We start from the raw sequence: 20550 nt of genomic DNA on the forward strand, positions 1-20550 counted from the left end.
GCCCGGAGCGCGCTAAAATGGCGGATTGACCCGCATTTTAATGCGCGCGCCCGGCCCTGGAACCAGACACCGGACGCTCCTGCGCGCGCCCCACACAGGACACCTCCATGGAAGCCGAACGCCAGAACCAGATCATCGCCCGCATCGACGACTACACCGAGCGCCAGGGTCTGCTGCGGAGGTATCTTTGACTACGATGCCAAGGCCGAACGCCTGCTCGTCGTCAACGCCGAACTGGAAAACCCGGACGTCTGGAACGATCCGCAGCACGCCCAGGACCTGGGCCGCGAAAAGAAATCCCTGGAAACCGTCGTCCACACCCTGGCCGACCTGGAACGCGGCCTGAACGACGCGCGCGACCTGTTCGAGCTGGCCAGCGCCGATGACGACGACGCCACCCTGCTCGCCATCGAGCAGGACTGCGCCGCCCTGGGCGAGCGCCTGGAAGAGCTCGAATTCCGCCGCATGTTCAACAACCCGGCCGATCCCCTGAACTGCTTCGTCGACATCCAGGCCGGCGCCGGCGGCACCGAGGCCCAGGACTGGGCCTCCATGCTGCTGCGCCAGTACCTGCACTACGGCGAGCGCAAGGACTTCAAGACCGAGATCCTGGAAGAATCCGAGGGCGAAGTCGCCGGCATCAAGTCGGCCACCATCAAGTTCGAGGGCGAATACGCCTACGGCCTGCTGCGCACCGAGACCGGCGTGCACCGCCTGGTGCGCAAGAGCCCCTTCGATTCGTCCAACGGCCGGCACACCTCCTTCGCCAGCGTCTTCGTCTATCCGGAGATCGACGACTCCTTCGAGATCGACATCAACCCGGCGGACCTGCGCATCGACACCTACCGCGCCAGCGGCGCCGGCGGCCAGCACATCAACAAGACCGACTCGGCCGTGCGCATCACGCACCAGCCCACCGGCATCGTCGTGCAGTGCCAGAACGACCGCTCCCAGCACCGCAACCGCGCCGAAGCCATGCAGATGCTGAAGTCGCGCCTCTACGAACTCGAAATGCGCAAGCGCATGGCCGAGCAGCAGAAGCTGGAAGACGCCAAGAGCGACGTGGGCTGGGGCCACCAGATCCGCTCCTACGTCCTGGACCAGAGCCGCATCAAGGACCTGCGCACCGGCGTCGAGATCTCCAACACCCAGAAGGTCCTGGACGGCGACCTGGACCCCTTCATCACGGCCAGCCTCAAGCAGGGCGTCTAGCCCGCGGCGCGCACGGGACGCCTCCGGCCGCCGCGGCCGGGCCTTCCCGGCCGCCCTCGTCCTCTCCCACTCATTGCACGACATGACCTCGCAGAACGACACCCCAGTCCAAGCCCCCGACGAGAACCGCCTGATCGCCGAGCGCCGCGCCAAACTCGACGCGCTGCGCCAGGCCGGCCCCGCCTACCCCAACGACTTCCGTCCCGACGCCCGCGCCGCCGACCTGCACCGGGACTGCGGCGCGCTGGACGAGGACGCCCTGCAGGCCCTGGGGCGGCGCGCTCGTGTCGCCGGGCGCATGATGCTCAAGCGCATCATGGGCAAGGCCAGCTTCGCCACGCTGCAGGACGCCAGCGGGCGCCTGCAGCTGTACCTGGACCGGGGCGTGCTGGGCGACGAGGCCTACGCCGCCTTCAAGGCCTGGGACATCGGCGACATCGTCGGCGCCGAAGGCGAGGTCTTCAAGACGCGCAAGGGCGAGCTGTCGCTGCGCGTGCAGTCGCTGCGCCTGCTGTCGAAATCCCTGCGGCCCCTGCCGGACAAGTTCCACGGCGTGGCCGACCAGGAACTGCGCTACCGCCAGCGCTACGTGGACCTGATCATGACCGAGGGCACGCGCGAGACCTTCCTGGCGCGCAGCCGCATCGTCACGGCGATCCGCCAGATCATGTCGGAGGCCGATTTCCTGGAAGTCGAGACCCCGATGCTGCACCCCATCCCCGGCGGCGCGGCGGCCAAGCCCTTCGTCACCCACCACAACGCGCTGGACATGCAGATGTACCTGCGCATCGCGCCCGAGCTCTACCTGAAGCGCCTGATCGTGGGCGGCTTCGAGCGGGTGTTCGAGATCAACCGCAATTTCCGCAACGAGGGCGTCAGCCCGCGCCACAATCCGGAATTCACCATGATGGAATTCTATGCGGCGTACACCGACTACCGCTGGCTGATGGACTACACCGAGTCCCTGATCCGCGAGACCGCGCGGCGCGCCTGCGGCACCGCCAGCCTGAGCTACCAGGGCCAGCCCCTGGACCTGGAACGCGCCTTCGACCGCCTGACGATCACCGAGGCCATCCTGAAGCACGCGCCCGGCTACGCGCCCGCCCAGCTGCAGGACGAAGCCTGGCTGCGCGGCGAACTGCGCCGCCTGGGCGCGGACATGGACGGCCCGGCCCTGGCCCACGCGGGTCTGGGCGCGCTGCAGCTGGCGCTGTTCGAGGAAACCGCCGAAGCGAAGCTCTGGCATCCCACCTTCATCATCGACTATCCGGTGGAAGTCTCGCCGCTGGCGCGGGCCTCCGACACGCAGGCCGGCATCACGGAGCGCTTCGAGCTGTTCGCCTGCGGGCGCGAGATCGCCAACGGCTTCTCCGAGCTGAACGATCCCGAGGACCAGGCCGCGCGCTTCCACGCCCAGGTGGCCGCCAAGGACGCCGGCGACGAGGAAGCCATGTACTACGACGCGGACTACGTGCGCGCCCTGGAATACGGCATGCCCCCCACCGGCGGCTGCGGCATCGGCATCGACCGGCTGGTGATGATGCTCACCGACAGCCCCAACATCCGCGACGTGATCCTGTTCCCGCACCTGCGGCCCGAGGACTGATCGGCGTCCCGCGGGAACGGCGCATCCTGTGCGCACCACGACGAAAAGGCCGGAAATCCGGCCTTTTCGCTGTCCGATCCGCGGGCCGATCCCCTGTCCGGGTCCCGGCCCGCGCCTGCCGCGCAAGGCGGGCGCGGCCGGCCTGTGCGCTCAGACGGTGAACGATTCCCCGCAGCCGCAGGCGGCCTTTTCGTTGGGGTTGTTGAAGCGGAAGCCCTCGTTCAGGCCCTCGCGGGCGTAGTCCAGCTCGGTGCCCTGCAGGTAGGGCAGGCTGTCGGGCGACACGTACACGCGCGCGCCGAACTGCTCGAAGACCTGGTCTTCGGCGGAGGGATCGTCCACGTATTCCAAGTGGTAGGACATGCCCGAGCAGCCCGAGGGCTTGACCCCCAGGCGCAGGCCCAGGCCCTTGCCGCGTTTGTCCAGATGGCGCTGGATGTGTTCAGCGGCCTGTTGCGTCAGCGTGATTCCCATGATGTGCCTCAGGAACGGTGGTTGTCGATGGATTCGGGTGCTTGCGGGCGTAGTCGGCCACGGCCGCGCGGATGGCGTCCTGAGCCAGCAGCGCGCAATGCAGCTTGTCGGCGGCCAGACCCAGCGCCTGGACGAAGTCCTGGCTGCCGATGGCCAGCGCCTGGTCCAGGCTGCGCCCCGGCAGCCATTCGGTGGCCAGCGATCCGGCCGCGATGGCCTCGCCGCAGCCGAAGGCCCGGAAGCAGGCGGTCTCTATGGTAGCGCCATCCAGCCGGATCTGCAGCTTCAGGATCTGGCCGAGCTCGGGCGAACCCACCAGCGCGGTGCCCACGCGGGGATCGGCCGCGTCGAAAGAGCCGACGTTGCGCGGATGCAGGTAGTGTTCCAGGACCTGCGGCCCGTACGACGGACCCGCCATCAGCAGTGCTCCGCCCAAGCGCCCAGCGTGCCCTGCCGGCGCATTTCCCACAGGGGGGAAAGCTCGCGCAGGCGCCCGATCTGGGTGCGCAGCAGCCGCACGGCGCGGTCCACTTCGTCCTGCGTGGTGGCGCGCCCCAGCGTCAGGCGCAGCGAACTGTGCGCCAGGGTGTCGCTGCGCCCGAGGGCGCGCAGCACGTGGGACGGCTCCAGGCTGGCCGAAGTGCAGGCCGAGCCCGAGGAGACGGCCAGCTCCGGCACGGACATCAGCAGGGCCTCGCCCTCGACGTGGGCCACGCTGATGTTCAGGGTGTGCGCCACGCCCCGCTCCAGGTCGCCGTTGACGTAGACGTCCGGCAGGTCGCGCAGGCCGTCCCAGAGGCGGTCGCGCAGCGCGCGGATGCGGGGGACTTCGGCGTCCATCAGCTCGCCCGCCAGGGCGAAGGCCTCGCCCATGCCCACGATCTGGTGGGTGGGCAGCGTGCCCGAGCGCAGGCCGCGTTCGTGGCCGCCGCCGTGGATCTGGGCCTCCAGGCGCACGCGCGGCTTGCGGCGCACGTACAGCGCGCCGACGCCCTTGGGGCCGTAGGTCTTGTGCGCCGACAGGGACATCAGGTCCACGCCCAGCGCCTGGACGTCGATCGGCAGCTTGCCGGTGGCCTGGGCGGCGTCGGTATGGAACAGGATGCCGCGTTCGCGGCACGGCGCGGCCAGCGCGGCGATGTCCTGAATGATCCCGATTTCGTTGTTCACCAGCATCACCGACACCAGGATCGTGTCGGGGCGCAGCGCGGCGGCCAGGGCCTCGGGACTCACCAGGCCGCGGGCGTCCACCTCCAGCCAGGTGATCTCGAAACCCTGGCGCTGGAGTTCCAGGCAGGGATCCAGCACCGCCTTGTGCTCGGTGCGGACCGTGACGATGTGCCGGCCCCGGCCGGCATGGAAATGGGCCGCGCCCTTGATCGCCAGATTGTCGGATTCGGTGGCGCCGGAAGTCCAGACGATCTCGCGCGGATCGGCGTGGATCAGCCCCGCGACCTGGGCCCGGGCCCGCTCCACGGCCTCTTCCGCGTCCCAGCCCCAGGCATGGCTGCGCGAGGCCGGATTGCCGAAGCGTTCGGTCAGCCAGGGCAGCATGGCCTGGAGGACGCGGGCGTCGACGGGCGTGGTGGCGGAATGGTCCAGGTAGATCGGAAGCGGGTCCTGTGGCATCGAAACTCCGGGAAATCAGGCCGATACGGGCTCCTGGACCCGGGAGTCGGCCGCCACCGGCGTGATCGGGATCGTCGGGCGGCCGTTGCGCATGTGGCCGGATTCCTGCCATTCGCGCAGCCGCTGCTGGTCGACCAGGTCCTGCAGCGAGACCGAGTCCAGGTATTCCAGCATTTTACGACTCAAAGTCGCCCACAGGTCGTGGGTCATGCACTTGCCGCTGTGGCCGTTGCGGCCGATGTCGCAGTTTTCCTTGCCGCCGCAGCTGGTGGCGTCCAGCGGCTCGTCCACGGCGAAGATGATGTCCGCCACGGAGACGTCGCGCGCATGCCGGGCCAGCGTGTAGCCGCCCCCCGGGCCGCGCACGCTGTCGACCAGCTCGTGCCGGCGCAGCTTGCCGAACAGCTGCTCCAGGTAGGACAGGGAAATGTTCTGGCGCGCGCTGATGGCGGCCAGCGTGACCGGGCCGCTGTGATGGCGCAGGGCCAGATCGATCATTGCCGTGACGGCGAAACGTCCCTTGGTCGTCAAACGCATGGTGAAGTCCTCTGTGGGTGCGGAAAATTTCCGGGCAACTCTAATACCCGACTATTTGAGTCAAGTGTACCCTTTTACCCGACTAAAATACTCGGTTTTAGATCGGGAAAATCAGCGGAACTTGATGGTTGTCAATTCCCACTGTCCGCAGTGGTCATCGGCCGAGGTCGCGCCCCGGACCTCCGCACCGCGAGCCTGCCCGCACACGGGCCCACCCCAAGCCTTCGCCTCCGGAAACGGTCACGCCCGCAGAGCCGCGCCGCCGGAAATTTGACGCCCGGAACCGCATGCCGGGAACCGCAGGCCCGCGGGCCCGCGCCCATGAATGCGAAGGGCGCCCGCAGGCGCCCCGGCATGGAAGGGAAGGATCCTCAGGCGGCCTGGTATTGCAGCGCGCGCTTGCGCACCAGTTCGAGGACGCCCTGGCAGGAGTCTTCGATGTAGTCCAGGACCTTGTTGAAGCCTTCGGGACCACCGTAGTAGGGATCGGGCACCGTGGCTTCCTCGAATTCGTTCGAGAAGCGCATCAGCAGCATGAGCTTGTGCTGGTAGACCTTGGGGCATTGCTGCTGCAGCGCGGACAGGTTTTCCCAGTCCATGGCCAGGATCAGGTCGGCGTCGCGGAAATCATCGGCGCGGACCTGCCGGGCCACCAGCCCCGACAGATCGTAGCCGCGCTTGCGCGCGGCCGTCTGGGCGCGCGCATCCGGCGCCTCGCCCACGTGGAAGTGGTGGGTCGCGGCGGAATCGACGGCGATCGCATCGGACAGCCCGGCCTCGTCGACGAGGTGCTGGAACACGCCCTGGGCGGTGGGGGAGCGGCAGATATTGCCCGTACAGACAAAAAGTACCTTATGCATGATGAATGAAAGTGTGCGGGAAAACCCGGAAATAGGCAAGCATTTTCTGTGGAAAACCGCAAAAAAACCTGACACTTGAAGCACTTCCGAAGCGGCCCCGCAACAGGCCGGCCCGCAACAGGCCGGCCCGCGACGGGCGGACGGGAGACCCGGCGCCGTCCGCGCGAAACCGGGGACGAGGCCAGGCCCGGCGCCGCCGGCGCATTCGGGCGCCGGGCGTCACTCCATCAGCGCGCGGGCCTTCAGGGCGCGCAGGGCGTCGCGCACCGAGGCCGCCTGCTCGAACTCCAGGTTGCGGGCGTGCTCGTTCATGCGCTGCTCCAGGCGGCGGATCTCCCGCGCCAGGGACTTTTCGTCGTGCAGGGCCGATTCGTCGTAGCCCGCCGCGACCGGCGCCGCGGCCGCCGCCGCGGACACCCCGTCGATCAGGTCGCGCACCGCCTTGCTGACGCCGCGGGCCGTGATGCCGTGCTCGATGTTGAAGGCCTGCTGCTTTTCCCGGCGGCGGGCCGTCTCGTCCATGGCCCGGCGCATGGAATCGGTCACCCGGTCCGCATACAGGATGGCGCGCCCGTTCAGGTTGCGCGCCGCGCGGCCGATCGTCTGGATCAGGCTGCGCTCGGAACGCAGAAAGCCTTCCTTGTCGGCGTCCAGGATCGCCACCAGCGAGACTTCCGGAATGTCCAGGCCCTCGCGCAGCAGGTTGATCCCGACCAGCACGTCGAAGGCGCCCAGGCGCAGGTCGCGGATGATCTCGACGCGCTCCACCGTGTCGATGTCCGAATGCAGGTAGCGCACCTTGAGGCCGTTTTCCCCCAGGTATTCGGTCAGGTCCTCGGCCATGCGCTTGGTCAGCGTGGTGACCAGCACCCGCTCGTGGCGCGCGATGCGCAGCTTGGCCTCGCCCAGCAGATCGTCGACCTGGGTGGCGGCCGGGCGCAGCTCGACCTCCGGGTCCACCAGGCCGGTCGGGCGCACCACCTGCTCGACCACCTGGTCCGCGTGCGCGGCCTCGTAGGGCCCCGGCGTGGCGGAGACGAACACGCACTGCGGCATGCGCGCCTCGAATTCCTCCAGCCGCAGGGGCCGGTTGTCCAGCGCCGATGGCAGGCGGAAGCCGAACTGGACCAGGGTTTCCTTGCGCGAGCGGTCGCCCCGGTACATGCCGCCCAGCTGGCCGATGGTGACGTGGCTCTCGTCGATGAACATCAGGGCGTTGGCCGGCAGGTAGTCGATCAGCGTGGGCGGCGGCTCGCCCGGCAGGGCGCCCGACAGGTGGCGGGAATAGTTCTCGATGCCCTTGCAGAATCCCAGTTCCTGCAGCATCTCCAGATCGAAGCGGGTGCGCTGCTCCAGCCGCTGGGCCTCGACCAGCCGGCCCGCCGCCGTCAGTTCGGCCAGGCGCTCGCGCAGTTCGTCCTTGATCGTATCGATGGCGCGCAGCACGGTCTCGCGCGGCGTCACGTAGTGCGAACTGGGAAAGATCGTGAAACGCACCAGGCTCTGCACCGGCTTGCCCGTCAGGGGATCGAACAGGTCCAGGGACTCGATCTCGTCGTCGAACAGCGTGATGCGCAAGGCATGCTCGGCGTGCTCGGCCGGGAAGACGTCGATCACCTCGCCGCGCGCCCGGAAGGTCCCGCGGGAGAATTCCGTGTCGTTGCGCTCGTACTGCATGGACACCAGCCGCGCCAGGATTTCCTGGCGGCCGATCCGGTCGCCCGTGCGCAGCGTCAGCACCATGGCGTGGTAGTCGCCCGGGTTGCCGATGCCGTAGATGCAGGACACCGTGCCCACGATGATGGTGTCGGGGCGCTCCAGCAGGCTCTTGGTGGCCGACAGGCGCATCTGCTCGATGTGCTCGTTGATGGACGAGTCCTTCTCGATGAACAGGTCGCGCGAGGGCACGTAGGCCTCGGGCTGGTAGTAATCGTAGTAGGACACGAAGTATTCCACCGCGTTGCGCGGGAAGAATTCGCGCATCTCGGCGTAGAGCTGGGCGGCCAGAGTCTTGTTGGGCGCCAGCACGATGGCCGGCCGCCCGGTGCGGGCGATCAGGTTGGCCATGGTGTAGGTCTTGCCCGAGCCCGTCACCCCCAGGAGCGTCTGGCACATGAGCCCATCGCGCACGCCCTCCTCCAGCGTGTCGATCGCGGCCGGCTGGTCGCCGGCGGGCGGATAGGGCTGGAAAAGCTGAAACGGACTGTCTGGAAAATGCACGAAACCCGGCGAGTCCTCCACCGGGTCCGGGGTATTTGCGCGGCTCTCCATGGTTCGCCTGGACACTATTCGGGTAAACCCCTTATTATCTCATCGTTGGCCTTCGCGACCAAGGAATCCTTTGCATCAGTCTCCCCACGTCCGACGCGCTCCTTGCCGGGATGGCCGGCGGACGGGCGGACCGGTGCATGGCGTCTCCAGACCTTTCCCCTTGTCCCTACGGAATCCCATGTCCTCCATCTTCGCATCCGTCGAACTCGCTCCGCGCGACCCCATCCTGGGCCTGAACGAACAATTCAAGGCCGACACCCGGCCCACCAAGGTCAATCTCGGCGTCGGCGTCTACTACGACGACGCGGGCCGCATCCCGCTGCTGAAGGCCGTCCGCCAGGCCGAGGCCCGCCTGTTCGAGCAGGCCGAGCCGCGCAACTACCTGCCGATCGACGGCATTCCCGGCTACAACAACGGCGCCCGCGCCCTGCTCCTGGGCGCCGGCTCGCCCCTGATCGCCGAGCACCGCTCGCTGACGGTCCAGACCCTGGGCGGCACCGGCGCGCTGAAGGTCGGCGCCGACTTCCTCAAGCAGATCCTGCCGAACGCCCAGGTCGCCATCAGCAACCCCAGCTGGGCCAACCACCAGGCCCTGTTCGCCGCCGCCGGCTTCCCGGTCGTCAGCTACGACTACTACGACGCCGCCACCCATGGGCTGAATTTCGACGGCATGCTGGCCTCGCTGCGCGCCCTGCCCGCCGGCACCATCGTGGTGCTGCACGCCTGCTGCCACAATCCCACGGGCGTCGATCCCACCCTGGAACAATGGCAGGACATCGCCCGCACGCTGCAGGCCGGCCAGCTGGTGCCCTTCCTGGACATCGCCTACCAGGGCTTCGGCGCCGGCATCGAGGAAGACGCCGCCGTGGTGCGCCTGTTCGCGGACCTGGGCATGACCATGTTCATCAGCTCCTCGTTCTCCAAGTCCTTCTCGCTGTACGGCGAGCGCGTCGGCGCCCTGACGCTGGTCACCGGCGGCGACGAGGAAAGCACGCGCGTGCTCAGCCAGTTGAAGCGCGTCATCCGCACCAACTACTCCAATCCGCCCACCCACGGCGGCGCCCTGGTCTCGACCGTGCTGAACACGCCCGAGCTGTACGCGCTGTGGGCCGAGGAACTGGCCAGCATGCGCGACCGCATCCGCGCCATGCGCCACCAGCTGGTCGAAAAGATCCAGGCCCAGGGCGTGAGCCAGGACTTCAGCTTCGTCAAGGCGCAGCGCGGCATGTTCTCGTACTCCGGCCTCACCAAGGACCAGGTGGAGCGCCTGCGCGAGGAATTCGGCATCTACGCCGTGGGCAGCGGCCGCATCTGCGTGGCCGCCCTGAACAGCGGCAACATCGACTACGTGGCCGAGGCGATCGCCCGCGTGATCAAGGCATGATCAAGGCGTGATCGGGCACTGACCCGCCCGCCCGCGCCGCGATAGGGCGCACGACGGGGCCTCTTGCGGGGCCCCGCCGCCGTTTCAGGACGGCCGTCCTGCCGCTTGCGCGGCGCGCGCCCTTCGGTCACAATACGGGCTGTGTTTCCATCCAGTAGCGCGTCATGGCCCTGAAACTCACCGCCCGGCAGTCCCAGATCCTGGACCTCATCCGGCAATCCATCCAGCAGGCCGGCCGCCCTCCCACCCGGGCCGAAATCGCCCGCCAGCTGGGGTTCCGCTCGGCCAACGCGGCCGAAGACCACCTGCGCGCGCTGGAGCGCAAGGGCTACATCCGCCTGTCGGCGGCCACCTCGCGCGGCATCCAGCTCACGGAGCAGGCCCGCAGCCCCGACGTCGATCCGGCGGGCGCGCCCGCCGCTATCCGCCCCGCGCCGGACGGCATCCCCGCCGGCGCCGGCCCGGCCCACGGGCTCCATGCCCCGTCCGGCGCGCCGCCTGGCGCATTGCCCGGCCCCCTGCCCGGCGCCCCGGTCTGGCTCGCGCCGTCCGACAGCCGCCTGGTGCCGCTGGTCGGCCGCGTCGCCGCCGGCAGCCCCATCCTGGCGGCCGAACACATCGAACGCGAAATCCCGCTGGCCCCCCACCTGTTCGAGTCCGCGCCCGACTACCTGCTGCGCGTGCGCGGCAGCAGCATGCGCGACGCCGGCATCCTCGATGGCGACCTGCTGGCCGTGCGCAGCACGCCCCAGGCGCGCCATGGCCAGATCGTGGTGGCCCGCCTGGGCGACGACGTCACCGTCAAGCGGCTGGACCACCAGGGCCGCCGCATCCGGCTGCTGCCCGAAAACCCCGACTTCCAGCCCATCGACGTGGGTCCGGGCGACGACTTCGCCATCGAAGGCATCGCCGTCGGCCTGATCCGCACCACCGCGCTGCACTGAAAAACGCCGGCGCTCCCCTGCGCTCATCCGGGCCAGAAGCGGCAAGGGCTCCCTTTCGGGGAGCCCTTGGTCGTTTCGCCGGCCCTTCTGCGGCCGCTGAACCGCGCCGCGCACGGAGGGGAAGCCGTTCCGATCCGCCGGGCTCGGGCCGGTCCGAACGGGGACCGGCCCGGGGCCAGGTTCGCCTCAGTGCTTCATCACCCCGCTGCCGCCGGCTTCCGCCGGCTTGGCGGCGGCGACCGCCTCGGCCGCCAGGCGGGCGACTTCCTCGTCCGACAGGGGCACGGGCATGCGCTGCAGGGCGACTTCCAGCACCCGGTCGATCCAGCGCACCGGGATGATCTCCAGGTGGTTTTTCACGTTGTCCGGGATTTCCGCCAGGTCCTTGACGTTTTCCTCCGGGATCATCACGGTCTTGATGCCGCCGCGATGCGCCGCCAGCAGCTTTTCCTTCAGGCCGCCGATTTCCAGGATCTCGCCACGCAGGGTGATCTCGCCCGTCATGGCCACGTCGGCGCGCACCGGGATGCCGGTCAGCGCCGACACCATGGCCGTGGTGATGGCGGCCCCGGCCGAGGGGCCGTCCTTGGGCGTGGCGCCTTCCGGGAAGTGGATGTGCAGGTCGCGCTTCTCGAAGGCCTGATCGGCGATACCCCACTTGCGGGCGCGGGCGCGCACCACCGTGCGGGCGGCCTCGACCGATTCCTTCATCACGTCGCCCAGCGAACCCGTACGCAGGACCACGCCCTTGCCCGGCATGTCCGCCGCCTCGATGGTCAGCAGGTCGCCGCCGACTTCCGTCCAGGCCAGGCCGGTGACCTGGCCGATCTTGTCTTCCTTTTCGGCCACGCCGAAATTGAAGCGGCGCACCCCCAGGAAGTCGTTCAGGTTGGAGGAATCCACCACGATCGCGGCCTGGCCGTCGGCATGCTTCAGCTCACGGCCCTCGGCACCGGCGCTCAGCAGGCGCTTGACGGCCTTGCGGCAGATCTTGGAGATCTCGCGTTCCAGCGCGCGCACCCCGGCCTCGCGCGTGTAGTAGCGCACGATGTCGCGGACCGCGTTTTCGGAGATGCTCAGCTCGCCTTCCTTGACGCCGTTGTTCTTCATCAGCTTGGGCAGCAGGTGATCGAAGGCGATGTGGACCTTCTCGTCTTCCGTGTAGCCCGACAGGCGGATGACTTCCATCCGGTCCAGCAGGGCCGGCGGAATGTTCAGCGTGTTGCTGGTGGCCACGAACATCACGTCCGACAGGTCGAAATCGACCTCGATGTAGTGGTCCTGGAAGGTGTGGTTCTGTTCCGGATCGAGCACTTCGAGCAGGGCCGAGGACGGGTCGCCGCGGAAATCCGCGCCCAGCTTGTCGATCTCGTCGAGCAGGAACAGCGGATTGCGCACGCCCACCTTGGCCATGTTCTGCAGGATCTTGCCGGGCATGGAGCCGATGTAGGTGCGCCGGTGGCCGCGGATCTCGGCCTCGTCGCGCACGCCGCCCAGCGCCATGCGCACGAATTTGCGGTTGGTGGCGCGGGCCACGGACTGGCCCAGCGAGGTCTTGCCCACGCCCGGGGGCCCGACCAGGCACAGGATCGGCGCCTTGAGCTTGTCCACGCGCTGCTGCACCGCCAGGTACTCGACGATGCGCTCCTTGACCTTTTCCAGGCCGTAGTGGTCGGCGTCGAGGACTTCCTCGGCGTTCTTCAGGGAGTTGTTGACGCGGCTCTTCTTGCGCCACGGCAGGCCCAGCAGCGTGTCGATGTAGTTGCGCACCACGGTGGCCTCGGCCGACATGGGCGACATCAGCTTGAGCTTCTTCAGCTCGGCGTCGGCCTTCTTGCGGGCTTCCTTGGGCAGGTGCGCGGCCGCGATCCGGCGTTCGAGCTCTTCGATGTCGGCGCCTTCCTCGCCCTCGCCCAGTTCCTTCTGGATGGCCTTGACCTGCTCGTTCAGGTAGTAGTCGCGCTGGCTCTTTTCCATCTGCTTCTTGACGCGGCCGCGGATGCGCTTCTCGACCTGCAGGATCTCGATTTCCGATTCCAGCTGGGCGAGCAGGGCTTCCAGGCGGCGCGCGGCGCCGGGCATGTCGAGCAGGGACTGCTTCTGCTCGATCTTCAGGGGCAGATGGGCGGCGATGGTGTCGGCCAGGCGGCCGGCGTCCTCGATCCCGGCCAGCGAGGTCAGGATTTCCTGCGGGATCTTCTTGTTGAGCTTGACGTACTGCTCGAACTGGGCCACGACGGCGCGGCGCAGGGCCTCGGCCTCGGCCTGGTCGGACTGGTCTTCGTCGATGCCCGAGACGCGCGCCGCGAAATGCGTTTCGGCGTCGGTGACTTCATGGACGCGGGCGCGCTGCAGCCCTTCGACCAGCACCTTGACGGTGCCGTCGGGCAGCTTCAGCATCTGCAGGATGTTGGCCGCGCAGCCGATCTCGTACAGGTCGTCGGGCGTGGGCTCGTCCTTGCCGGCGGACTTCTGGGCCACCAGCATCACGCTGCTGCCGGCTTCCATCGCCAGCTCGAGCGCCTTGATGGAACGCGGCCGCCCCACGAACAGGGGGATGACCATGTGCGGAAAGACCACGACGTCGCGCAGCGGCAGCAGCGGCAGTTCCACAGGTTCCTGGGTCAGAATCTGGCTAGCAGACATGGTTGATTCCTCAAACTATTGAATCTGAAAGAAAAAGGAAGCGCGGGCTTCCTTTTTCGTATTGTGCCTGCTGATGAATATGGTGCCGTACAGACGCTTTTCAAGAGCTGGGGGCACACTGCCAGTATACGGGAACCGGCCGTCCGGCGGGCGCGAAACGCCCCCGCCCGGAAGATGGGCGCGGCGCCGGCCGCCCTTCCGGCGGGAAGAACGAAGGGCGGGGTCCGGGCCGCGCTCAGGCGGCGGCCGAGCGCAGGGGCTTGTCTTCGGCGTGGCGGTCGGGCCGGGGGCCCTTGATGAGCGTCGGCGAGGTCAGGCCTTCGACGGCGTCCTTTTCCAGGACCACGCGGTTGATGTCCTGGCGCGAAGGCAGTTCGTACATGGTGCCCAGCAGCGCCTGCTCGATGATGGAGCGCAGGCCGCGGGCGCCGGTGCGGCGCTTGATGGCCCGGCGGGCGATCGCCGTCAGGGCCTCGGGCGTCACTTCCAGCGCGACGTCCTCCATCTCGAACAGCTTCTGGAACTGCTTGACCACGGCGTTGCGCGGCTCGGTGAGGATGCGCACCAGCGTGTCCTCGCTCAGTTCCTCCAGGGTGGCGACCACCGGCAGGCGGCCGACCAGTTCCGGGATCAGGCCGAACTTGATCAGGTCTTCCGGTTCGACCTCGGCGAACAGTTCGCCCACGCCCCGCTCGGAGCGCGCGCGCACCGTGGCGGCGAAGCCGATGCCGGAGCGTTCGCTGCGATCGCGGATGATCTTTTCCAGGCCGTCGAAGGCGCCGCCCACGATGAACAGGATGTTGGTGGTGTCCACCTGGACGAAGTCCTGGTTCGGGTGCTTGCGCCCGCCCTGCGGCGGCACCGAGGCGACCGTGCCTTCGATGAGCTTCAGCAGGGCCTGCTGCACGCCCTCGCCCGAGACGTCGCGGGTGATGGACGGGTTGTCGGACTTGCGCGCGATCTTGTCGATCTCGTCGATGTAGACGATGGCGCGCTGGGCCTTCTCGACTTCGTAGTTGCAGTTCTGCAGCAGCTTCTGGATGATGTTCTCGACGTCCTCGCCAACGTAGCCGGCTTCCGTCAGGGTGGTGGCGTCGGCCATCACGAAGGGCACGTCCAGCATGCGCGCCAGGGTCTGGGCGAGCAGGGTCTTGCCCGAGCCGGTCGGCCCGATCAGCAGGATGTTGCTCTTGGACAGCTCGACGTCGCCGTCCTTGGCGTCCTGGTAGCGGATGCGCTTGTAGTGGTTGTAGACCGCCACCGCCAGGTTGCGCTTGGGCGTTTCCTGGCCGATGACGTAGCCGTCCAGGAAGGACTTGATTTCCTGCGGCGTGGGCAGTTCCTTGCGCACGGCGGCCCGCGCCGCGTCCTGGGACTCCTCGCGGATGATGTCGTTGCACAGGCTGATGCATTCATCGCAGATGAAGACGGAAGGCCCGGCGATCAGCTTGTGGACTTCGTGCTGGCTTTTGTTGCAGAAGGAGCAATGCAGCGCCTTGTCCTCGCTGGATCCCTTTTTTTCGGTCATGGCTATCCAATCACTTGGCTTCGTCGGTGCGCGAAACCAGTACCTTGTCGATCAGTCCGTATTCCCGCGCATCGTCGGCGGACATGAAGTTGTCGCGTTCGGTGTCCACGGCGATGCGCTCGATGTCCTGGCCGGTGCGCTCGGCCAGGATGCCGTTCAGGCGTTCGCGCAGGCTGAGGATTTCCTTGGCCTGGATCTGGATGTCCGAGGCCTGGCCCTGCGCGCCGCCCGAAGGCTGGTGGATCATGATGCGGGAATTGGGCAGCGCGTAGCGCTTGCCCTTGGCCCCGGCGGCCAGCAGGAACGCACCCATGCTCGCGGCCAGGCCGGTGCACAGGGTGGAGACCTCGGGCTTGACGAACTGCATGGTGTCGAAGATCGCCATGCCGGCGTAGACCGAGCCGCCCGGGGAATTGATGTAGAGCGAGATGTCCTTGTCGGGGTTCTCCGATTCCAGGAACAGCAGCTGCGCCACGACCAGGTTGGCCGACTGGTCGTTGACCGGGCCCACGAAGAAGATCACCCGCTCGCGCAACAGGCGCGAATAGATGTCGTAGGACCGTTCGCCGCGGCCGGACTGCTCGATCACGATGGGCACGTAGCCCAGGCCGGTGGGGACGACCGAGTCCCCGCCGTACATCGACGCGTAGAAATCGGTGAACCGGTTCATGTCAGCGGGCACCCATCAGAGTATCGAAATCGACGGCTTCGTCGGTGACCTGGGCGGACGCCAGGACGTGCTCGACAAGGTTGTCTTCCAGGACCAGCGATTCGATCTCGGCGCGGCGCTGGCGGTCGGACAGGTAGTAGGCGACGACCTGGGCGGGCTGCTCGTAGCTCTTGGCGAATTCCTCGATGCGGGCGCGGACCTGCTCGGGCCTGGCCTTGAGGTCGGCGGACTTGATGAGCTCGGCCACCAGCAGGCCCAGGCGCACGCGGCGCTCGGCTTCCGCGCGGAAGGTGTCTTCCGGGATGGGGATGCTGTCGGCGTTGGGCAGGCCGCGCTGCTTGAGTTCCTCACGCGCGGCGGCCGTGCGGTTGGCGATCTCGTTGTCCACCAGGGCCTTGGGCAGGTCGAAGTCGCAGGCGGCGGCCAGGGCGTCCATGACGCTGGCCTTGGTGCGGTTCTTGGCGCGGGCCTGGGCCTCGCGTTCCACGTTGGCGCGCACGTCGGCCAGCAGGGCGTCCACGTCGCCTTCGGCCTGGCCCAGGGCGCGGGCGAAGTCGGCGTCGAGTTCGGGCAGTTCGGGCTCGGCGACTTCCTTCACGGTGATGGTGAATTCAGCCTGCTTGCCGGCCACGGCGGGGCTGCCGTAGTCTTCCGGGAAGGCCAGCGGGAAGGTCTTGGTCTCGCCGGCCTTCAGGCCGGTGGCGGCGGCCTCGAACTCGGGCAGCATGCGGCCCTGGCCCAGCACGAAGGGGAAGTCCTGGGCGCTGCCGCCCTCGAAGGCCACGCCGTCGATGGTGCCGGTGAAGTCCAGGGTGACGCGGTCGCCGCTCTGGGCGGCGCGGTCGGCCGCCGGCTTGAAGACCGTGCGCTGGCGGCGCAGGATGTCGAGGGTCTTCTGCACTTCGGCTTCGCCCACCTCGACGGTGTTGCGGGTGATCTTCAGGGAGGACAGGTCCGGCAGCTGGATGTCGGGATAGACCTCGAAGGTGGCGGAAAACGCCATCACGCCGTCCTCGGCGCCTTCGACCTTGGGTTCCAGGCTGGGGGTGCCGGCCACGCGCAGGTTCGCGTCCTGGATGACCTTGTCCAGCGACTTGCCGATCTGGGTGTTGATCACGTCGTAGCGGACCGACGGGCCGTGGCTGCGCTCGATCACCGACAGGGGCGCCTTGCCGGGGCGGAAGCCCTGCACCTTCGCCGTCCGGGCGACGCGCTTGAGCTGCGCCTGGACTTCCTTTTCGATGTCGGCGACCGAGACGGTCAGATCAACGCGGCGCTCCAGGCCGGACAATTTTTCAACCATGGGCTGCATTCGGAACCTATTGAAAGATGAATAGTAAACGGGGTATTTTAGCGGAAAGTGGAGCGCCTCGTAGAAACCCGGGAAGCCCCGTCAAACCACGCTATAATGGCCGGCTTGCCTGGCGAACGTGGCGGAATTGGTAGACGCACCAGATTTAGGTTCTGGCGCCGCAAGGCATGAGAGTTCAAGTCTCTCCGTTCGCACCACCGGACCGGAGCCTTCGTCCGTGTGGACGCTGCGCATCAGCCCCCGAATCCCGCGCAAGAAACGCCAGCAGGCGGCGTTCCGCCGCGCTCAGCCCGCGCGGGCCGGGCGGTGCGGGCCCGCGCGCCGGGATCGCGCCGTCCAGGTACGCCGACACCACGGCCGGGTGCACATAGCATGCGAGGCAGACCGTCGCGGTGTTTCCCAGGCGGCGGGCCACGGATTTCATGGCCTCGTTCACCCGGCGTTCGCGTTCCCGCGGCCGGCCGCCATCCCCGTCCCCATCCTCCGCCCGGCTCAGCAGGTCCAGGGCCATCACCGACCCGCCCCAGGTCCTGAAGTGCTTGGCGCTGACGTCGCGGCCCGCGATCTCGCGCAGGTAGGCGTTGACCGCCGCGGAATCGACCCGGTGGAACGCGCCGCGCTCGCCATGATACTTGAACAGCCGCTGCCCGGGCAGGTCCAGGCAGCGGCGCACCAGCCGCGCCAGCCTGCGGTCGACCACCGTGACGTCCTGATCGACGCCGCTCTTGCCGCGGAACCGCAGGCGGATCTTCGCGCCCGAGACGGTGGCGTGGCGCCGGGTGAGCGTCGTCAGGCCGTAGCTGCCGTTGCCGCGCGCATAGCGCGCGCTGCCGATCCGGATGAGCGTGCCGTCCAGCAGCGCCACCGCCAGGGCGAGGATCCGCTCCCTGGGCAGGCCCGGCAGGCGCAGGTCGCGGCGGACCCGCCGCCGGATCCGCACCAGCGCGGCGCCGAAGCCGGCGAGCTGGTCGAATTTGTGCCGGCCGCGCCGCGCGGTCCAGTCGGGATGGTAGATGTACTGCTTCCGGCCCCGCGCATCCCGTCCGGTGGCCTGCAGATGGCCGTCGGCGCGCGCGCAGATCCAGACGTCCTCGTAAGCGGGCGGAATCGCCAGGGCCCGGATGCGCGCCAGGACGGCCGGGTGGCGCACCAGCCGCCCGTCGCGGTCCCGGTAGCGGAAACCGCCGTGCCGGTCGCGTTCCCGGCGGTAGCCGGGCTCGTGGTCCCCGGTGCAGGCGAGCGCGGCCCGGGGCGCCGCGGGCGCCCTCCGGGGTGTCCTGGGCGTCATGTCGGTGTCGGCGCGCGCCCCGGCCCGCGCGCGCGCCGGATGGCATCGAGCCGCTCGCGCCACGCCGGCGACATGCAGGCCCGCGCCGCGTCCTCCGGCAGACGGCGGCGCCAATTGGGGAACTCGTCCACGGTGCCCGGCACGTTGGGCGCCTCCAGCACGCCCGCAAGGTCTTCGAGCGTCGTCAGCACGAGCGGACACGGCGCCGCGGCGACGAAGCCCAGCATCGCGGCGATGGGCGCGCGGCGCGGCGGCACGGCGGCGGCGCCCGACCCGGCCACGCACGTCCACAGCTGCGCGCGTTCCTGCGCGCGCCGCAGGCGCAGCGCCGAAGCGGTCTCGCCCGGCCCCAGCAGCCGCGCCTGCTCGCGCTGGTCGATATCGACCCCCTGCCACCATCCGGCGAGCGTGGGCAGATCGTGCGTGGTGGCCATCGCCGCCGCGGCGGGCGGCCAGTGCGACGCGGGCAGGAAGGGCGCCGGTGCCCGCCGCGGCGCCGGCTGCCGCATGAACCAGAGCACGTCCATGCCCAGGATTCCGTTCCGTTCAAGGGCCGCATCCAGGCCGGCCGGGACGGTGCCCAGGTTTTCGCCGACGACCAGGGCCTGGCGACGCCAGGCTTCCAGCGCCGTGAGCGCCAGGAGCTCCCGCGCCGGCATCCGCAGGTAGGCGCCCTCCGCGGCGCCGGCCCCTTCGGGGATGACCCATATCCGCTCGAACCCCGCGACGTGGTCGATGCGCAGGCCGCCGACGTGCGCGAGGCCGGCGCGCAGCACGGCCAGGAAGGGCTCCTGCGCCCCGGCCCGCAAGGCGTGCGGAGAGAAGGCCGTCAGATGCCAGTTCTGGCCCAGGGGACTGTAGAGATCCGGCGGCGCGCCGATCGACACGCCCTCCAGCAGGTGGCCGGCCTGGCTCCACGCCTGGCTCCCGGCCGGGCTGGTGCCCACCGCGAGGTCCGCCATCAGGCCGATGCGCATGCCGGCGCCGCGCGCCGCATGGTGAGCGCCGCGCAGGCTGGCCGCGGCCAGCCACTGGAGGAAACAGTGGAAATCGACCTCGCGGGCGTGCGCGCGGGCGTAGGCGCGCACCCCGGGCGCGCGCGCGTCGCGCCAGCACGCGCCCCACCGGGTCCAGGGCAGCGGACGCCCCCGCTCATCCGCGGCGATCGCGGGATCGGCCTGCAGGCACTCGAACACCGCGTGATCCTTCAGCGGCTGGCCCTCGCCGGCGACGAAACACCGGTAGTCGCGCCGGACGCCTTCGCCGAGCCGCGGCAGCGCCGCGTGCAGCCGGCGCAGCAGGCGCATCCGGACGGCGGCCGCCCGGGGCCAGTCGATCCGATCGGGCGCGTCCAGCGCGGCCCAGTCCACCGGACCCAGGGACCGCATCGCCGCGCGGACCGCGTCCTCGCCCAGCACGTCGGCGGGCGCGGCGTAGGCGGCGTTCAGGAACAGCCGGTTCGACGGGCCGTAAGGACTGCAGGCCGCCGGGTCGGCGCTGAACATCGCATGGGCCGGGCTGAGCATCAGGGCGTCCGCGCCTTCCCGGGCAAGCTGCTGCGCCAGCCGCCGGACCGCGCCGAAGTCGCCGTATCCCCAGGTGGACGCCAGGGGATCGCCCCCGGCGCTGCGCAGGCTGTAGATCTGGGCCATCGCGCCCCACAGCCGGTCGCCCCGCCCGATCATCCGGCCGGCGACGGTGTCGGCGCCGCGCGGCGCGATGGCCAGGCGCACGGGCTCGCCGCCGCGCGGCAGCAGGCGATAGTATCCCGGCTGCAGGGGCGCGCGCAGCCAGGCGCCGGACGGGCCGCCGGCCAGGCGCACGGCGTGCGGCGGCGCGCCGCCGCCCTCCGCTTCCAGCAGGCAGTCTCCCGGCGGCAGGCCGGGCAGGAAGAGCCTGCCGCCGGCACGCCCGACCCGCAGCGCCGGCAGGCCCGGAATCGCCGGCGCCTCCACCGCCGCGCGGCTGTCGCGGATGTCCGCCGCGGTGGCGCAGGGCAGGCCCATCGAGCGCAGCAGCGCGCGCAAGGTATCCGGCGACACGCGCCGCGCCGCGCCGGCCGCATCGGTCCAGCACTCCTGCAGGCCGGCCCGCGCCGCCAGCGCGGACAGCCCGTCCCCCGCGGCGCCGCCGGGGCCGCCGGCGTGCCGGCTCATGGCCGCCTTCCGGTGCCGCGTCCGCCGCGGGCC

At 69.4% G+C, this 20550-nt stretch carries 16 protein-coding genes and 1 tRNA gene; 5 read left to right on the forward strand and 12 right to left on the reverse strand.

Translation table 11 applies throughout. The features are described from left to right. Nucleotides 1-107 precede the first annotated feature (107 nt). A protein-coding gene (prfB, locus tag HNR28_RS01435) for a peptide chain release factor 2 (RefSeq protein WP_148304947.1) occupies nt 108-1212 on the forward strand; the annotation gives its coding sequence in 2 pieces (ribosomal slippage) (nt 108-188 and nt 190-1212; 1104 coding nt in all). An 82-nt stretch (nt 1213-1294) separates the two neighbouring features. After that, nucleotides 1295-2818 carry a lysine--tRNA ligase gene (lysS, locus tag HNR28_RS01440; protein ID WP_151025027.1) on the forward strand — a complete coding sequence of 508 codons (1524 nt, stop codon included), beginning with the start codon at nt 1295-1297 and terminating at the stop codon, nt 2816-2818. A gap of 150 nt (nt 2819-2968) precedes the next feature. Here the strand turns inward: lysS and iscA are convergent, their stop codons facing one another. The 6 genes from iscA to uvrB form a co-directional block, all read right to left on the reverse strand. After that, nucleotides 2969-3292, reverse strand: a complete 324-nt coding sequence (gene iscA, locus HNR28_RS01445; RefSeq protein WP_043682908.1) for an iron-sulfur cluster assembly protein IscA — start codon at nt 3290-3292, stop codon at nt 2969-2971. After that, nucleotides 3261-3710 carry an iron-sulfur cluster assembly scaffold protein gene (locus HNR28_RS01450; protein ID WP_151025028.1) on the reverse strand — a complete coding sequence of 150 codons (450 nt, stop codon included), beginning with the start codon at nt 3708-3710 and terminating at the stop codon, nt 3261-3263. The genes iscA and HNR28_RS01450 overlap by 32 nt, the downstream gene beginning before the upstream one ends. Continuing rightward, on the reverse strand, nt 3710-4921 hold the full coding sequence (locus HNR28_RS01455) for an IscS subfamily cysteine desulfurase (RefSeq protein WP_151025029.1): 1212 nt from the start codon (nt 4919-4921) through the stop codon (nt 3710-3712). The genes HNR28_RS01450 and HNR28_RS01455 overlap by 1 nt, the downstream gene beginning before the upstream one ends. A gap of 15 nt (nt 4922-4936) precedes the next feature. After that, the gene (gene iscR / locus HNR28_RS01460) at nt 4937-5458 is read right to left on the reverse strand and encodes a Fe-S cluster assembly transcriptional regulator IscR (RefSeq protein WP_043682914.1); all 522 of its coding nucleotides are present in this window, start codon (nt 5456-5458) and stop codon (nt 4937-4939) included. Nucleotides 5459-5829: 371 nt separating this feature from the next. Beyond that, on the reverse strand, nt 5830-6321 hold the full coding sequence (locus HNR28_RS01465) for a low molecular weight protein-tyrosine-phosphatase (RefSeq protein WP_043686878.1): 492 nt from the start codon (nt 6319-6321) through the stop codon (nt 5830-5832). Nucleotides 6322-6537: 216 nt separating this feature from the next. Then, nucleotides 6538-8589 carry an excinuclease ABC subunit UvrB gene (gene uvrB, locus HNR28_RS01470; protein ID WP_151025030.1) on the reverse strand — a complete coding sequence of 684 codons (2052 nt, stop codon included), beginning with the start codon at nt 8587-8589 and terminating at the stop codon, nt 6538-6540. Between the two features lie 178 nt (nt 8590-8767). Between uvrB and HNR28_RS01475 the strand changes: the two genes are divergently transcribed. Then, the gene (locus HNR28_RS01475; protein WP_151025031.1) at nt 8768-9973 is read left to right on the forward strand and encodes an amino acid aminotransferase; all 1206 of its coding nucleotides are present in this window, start codon (nt 8768-8770) and stop codon (nt 9971-9973) included. A gap of 164 nt (nt 9974-10137) precedes the next feature. Beyond that, nucleotides 10138-10917, forward strand: coding sequence for a transcriptional repressor LexA (gene lexA, locus HNR28_RS01480; protein WP_184142455.1), 780 nt, complete (start codon nt 10138-10140; stop codon nt 10915-10917). Nucleotides 10918-11103: 186 nt separating this feature from the next. Here lexA and lon read toward each other — a convergent pair whose 3' ends face one another. The 4 genes from lon to tig all read right to left on the reverse strand — a co-directional run bounded on the left by lon (nt 11104) and on the right by tig (nt 17073). Next, nucleotides 11104-13563 carry an endopeptidase La gene (gene lon / locus HNR28_RS01485; RefSeq protein ID WP_151025399.1) on the reverse strand — a complete coding sequence of 820 codons (2460 nt, stop codon included), beginning with the start codon at nt 13561-13563 and terminating at the stop codon, nt 11104-11106. Between the two features lie 235 nt (nt 13564-13798). Then, a complete protein-coding gene (clpX, locus tag HNR28_RS01490; RefSeq protein ID WP_043682927.1) occupies nt 13799-15091 on the reverse strand; it encodes an ATP-dependent Clp protease ATP-binding subunit ClpX in 1293 nt (430 codons plus the stop codon). A gap of 10 nt (nt 15092-15101) precedes the next feature. Further along, a complete protein-coding gene (gene clpP, locus HNR28_RS01495) occupies nt 15102-15761 on the reverse strand; it encodes an ATP-dependent Clp endopeptidase proteolytic subunit ClpP (protein ID WP_043682930.1) in 660 nt (219 codons plus the stop codon). Nucleotide 15762: 1 nt separating this feature from the next. Continuing rightward, nucleotides 15763-17073, reverse strand: coding sequence for a trigger factor (gene tig, locus HNR28_RS01500; protein WP_043682932.1), 1311 nt, complete (start codon nt 17071-17073; stop codon nt 15763-15765). A gap of 112 nt (nt 17074-17185) precedes the next feature. On the opposite strand from tig, the gene HNR28_RS01505 reads away from it, so the two are divergent. Next, nucleotides 17186-17270 (forward strand) — tRNA-Leu (locus HNR28_RS01505). Here HNR28_RS01505 and HNR28_RS01510 read toward each other — a convergent pair. Both HNR28_RS01510 and malQ read right to left on the reverse strand, forming a co-directional pair. Further along, the gene (locus tag HNR28_RS01510; RefSeq protein WP_151025400.1) at nt 17249-18361 is read right to left on the reverse strand and encodes a DNA topoisomerase IB; all 1113 of its coding nucleotides are present in this window, start codon (nt 18359-18361) and stop codon (nt 17249-17251) included. The two genes, HNR28_RS01505 and HNR28_RS01510, sit on opposite strands and share 22 nt — an antisense overlap. After that, nucleotides 18358-20517: a 4-alpha-glucanotransferase gene (gene malQ / locus HNR28_RS01515; RefSeq protein WP_184142458.1), complete on the reverse strand. Its 2160-nt coding sequence runs from the start codon at nt 20515-20517 to the stop codon at nt 18358-18360. Before malQ ends, HNR28_RS01510 begins: the two co-directional genes overlap by 4 nt. Between the last annotated feature and the right edge of the window lie 33 nt (nt 20518-20550).

Origin of the sequence: Castellaniella defragrans (assembly GCF_014203015.1) — a bacterium.
GTDB lineage: Bacteria > Pseudomonadota > Gammaproteobacteria > Burkholderiales > Burkholderiaceae_B > Castellaniella > Castellaniella defragrans.

Bases quoted from the DNA above. Each gene is read 5' to 3' on its own strand.
- lysS (WP_151025027.1), top strand. From the start codon at position 1,295: ATGACCTCGCAGAACGACACCCCAGTCCAAGCCCCCGACGAGAACCGC.
- iscA (WP_043682908.1), bottom strand. From the start codon at position 3,292: ATGGGAATCACGCTGACGCAACAGGCCGCTGAACACATCCAGCGCCAT.
- HNR28_RS01450 (WP_151025028.1), bottom strand. From the start codon at position 3,710: ATGGCGGGTCCGTCGTACGGGCCGCAGGTCCTGGAACACTACCTGCAT.
- HNR28_RS01455 (WP_151025029.1), bottom strand. From the start codon at position 4,921: ATGCCACAGGACCCGCTTCCGATCTACCTGGACCATTCCGCCACCACG.
- iscR (WP_043682914.1), bottom strand. From the start codon at position 5,458: ATGCGTTTGACGACCAAGGGACGTTTCGCCGTCACGGCAATGATCGAT.
- uvrB (WP_151025030.1), bottom strand. From the start codon at position 8,589: ATGGAGAGCCGCGCAAATACCCCGGACCCGGTGGAGGACTCGCCGGGT.
- HNR28_RS01475 (WP_151025031.1), top strand. From the start codon at position 8,768: ATGTCCTCCATCTTCGCATCCGTCGAACTCGCTCCGCGCGACCCCATC.
- lexA (WP_184142455.1), top strand. From the start codon at position 10,138: ATGGCCCTGAAACTCACCGCCCGGCAGTCCCAGATCCTGGACCTCATC.
- lon (WP_151025399.1), bottom strand. From the start codon at position 13,563: ATGTCTGCTAGCCAGATTCTGACCCAGGAACCTGTGGAACTGCCGCTG.
- clpX (WP_043682927.1), bottom strand. From the start codon at position 15,091: ATGACCGAAAAAAAGGGATCCAGCGAGGACAAGGCGCTGCATTGCTCC.
- clpP (WP_043682930.1), bottom strand. From the start codon at position 15,761: ATGAACCGGTTCACCGATTTCTACGCGTCGATGTACGGCGGGGACTCG.
- tig (WP_043682932.1), bottom strand. From the start codon at position 17,073: ATGCAGCCCATGGTTGAAAAATTGTCCGGCCTGGAGCGCCGCGTTGAT.
- HNR28_RS01510 (WP_151025400.1), bottom strand. From the start codon at position 18,361: ATGACGCCCAGGACACCCCGGAGGGCGCCCGCGGCGCCCCGGGCCGCG.
- malQ (WP_184142458.1), bottom strand. From the start codon at position 20,517: ATGAGCCGGCACGCCGGCGGCCCCGGCGGCGCCGCGGGGGACGGGCTG.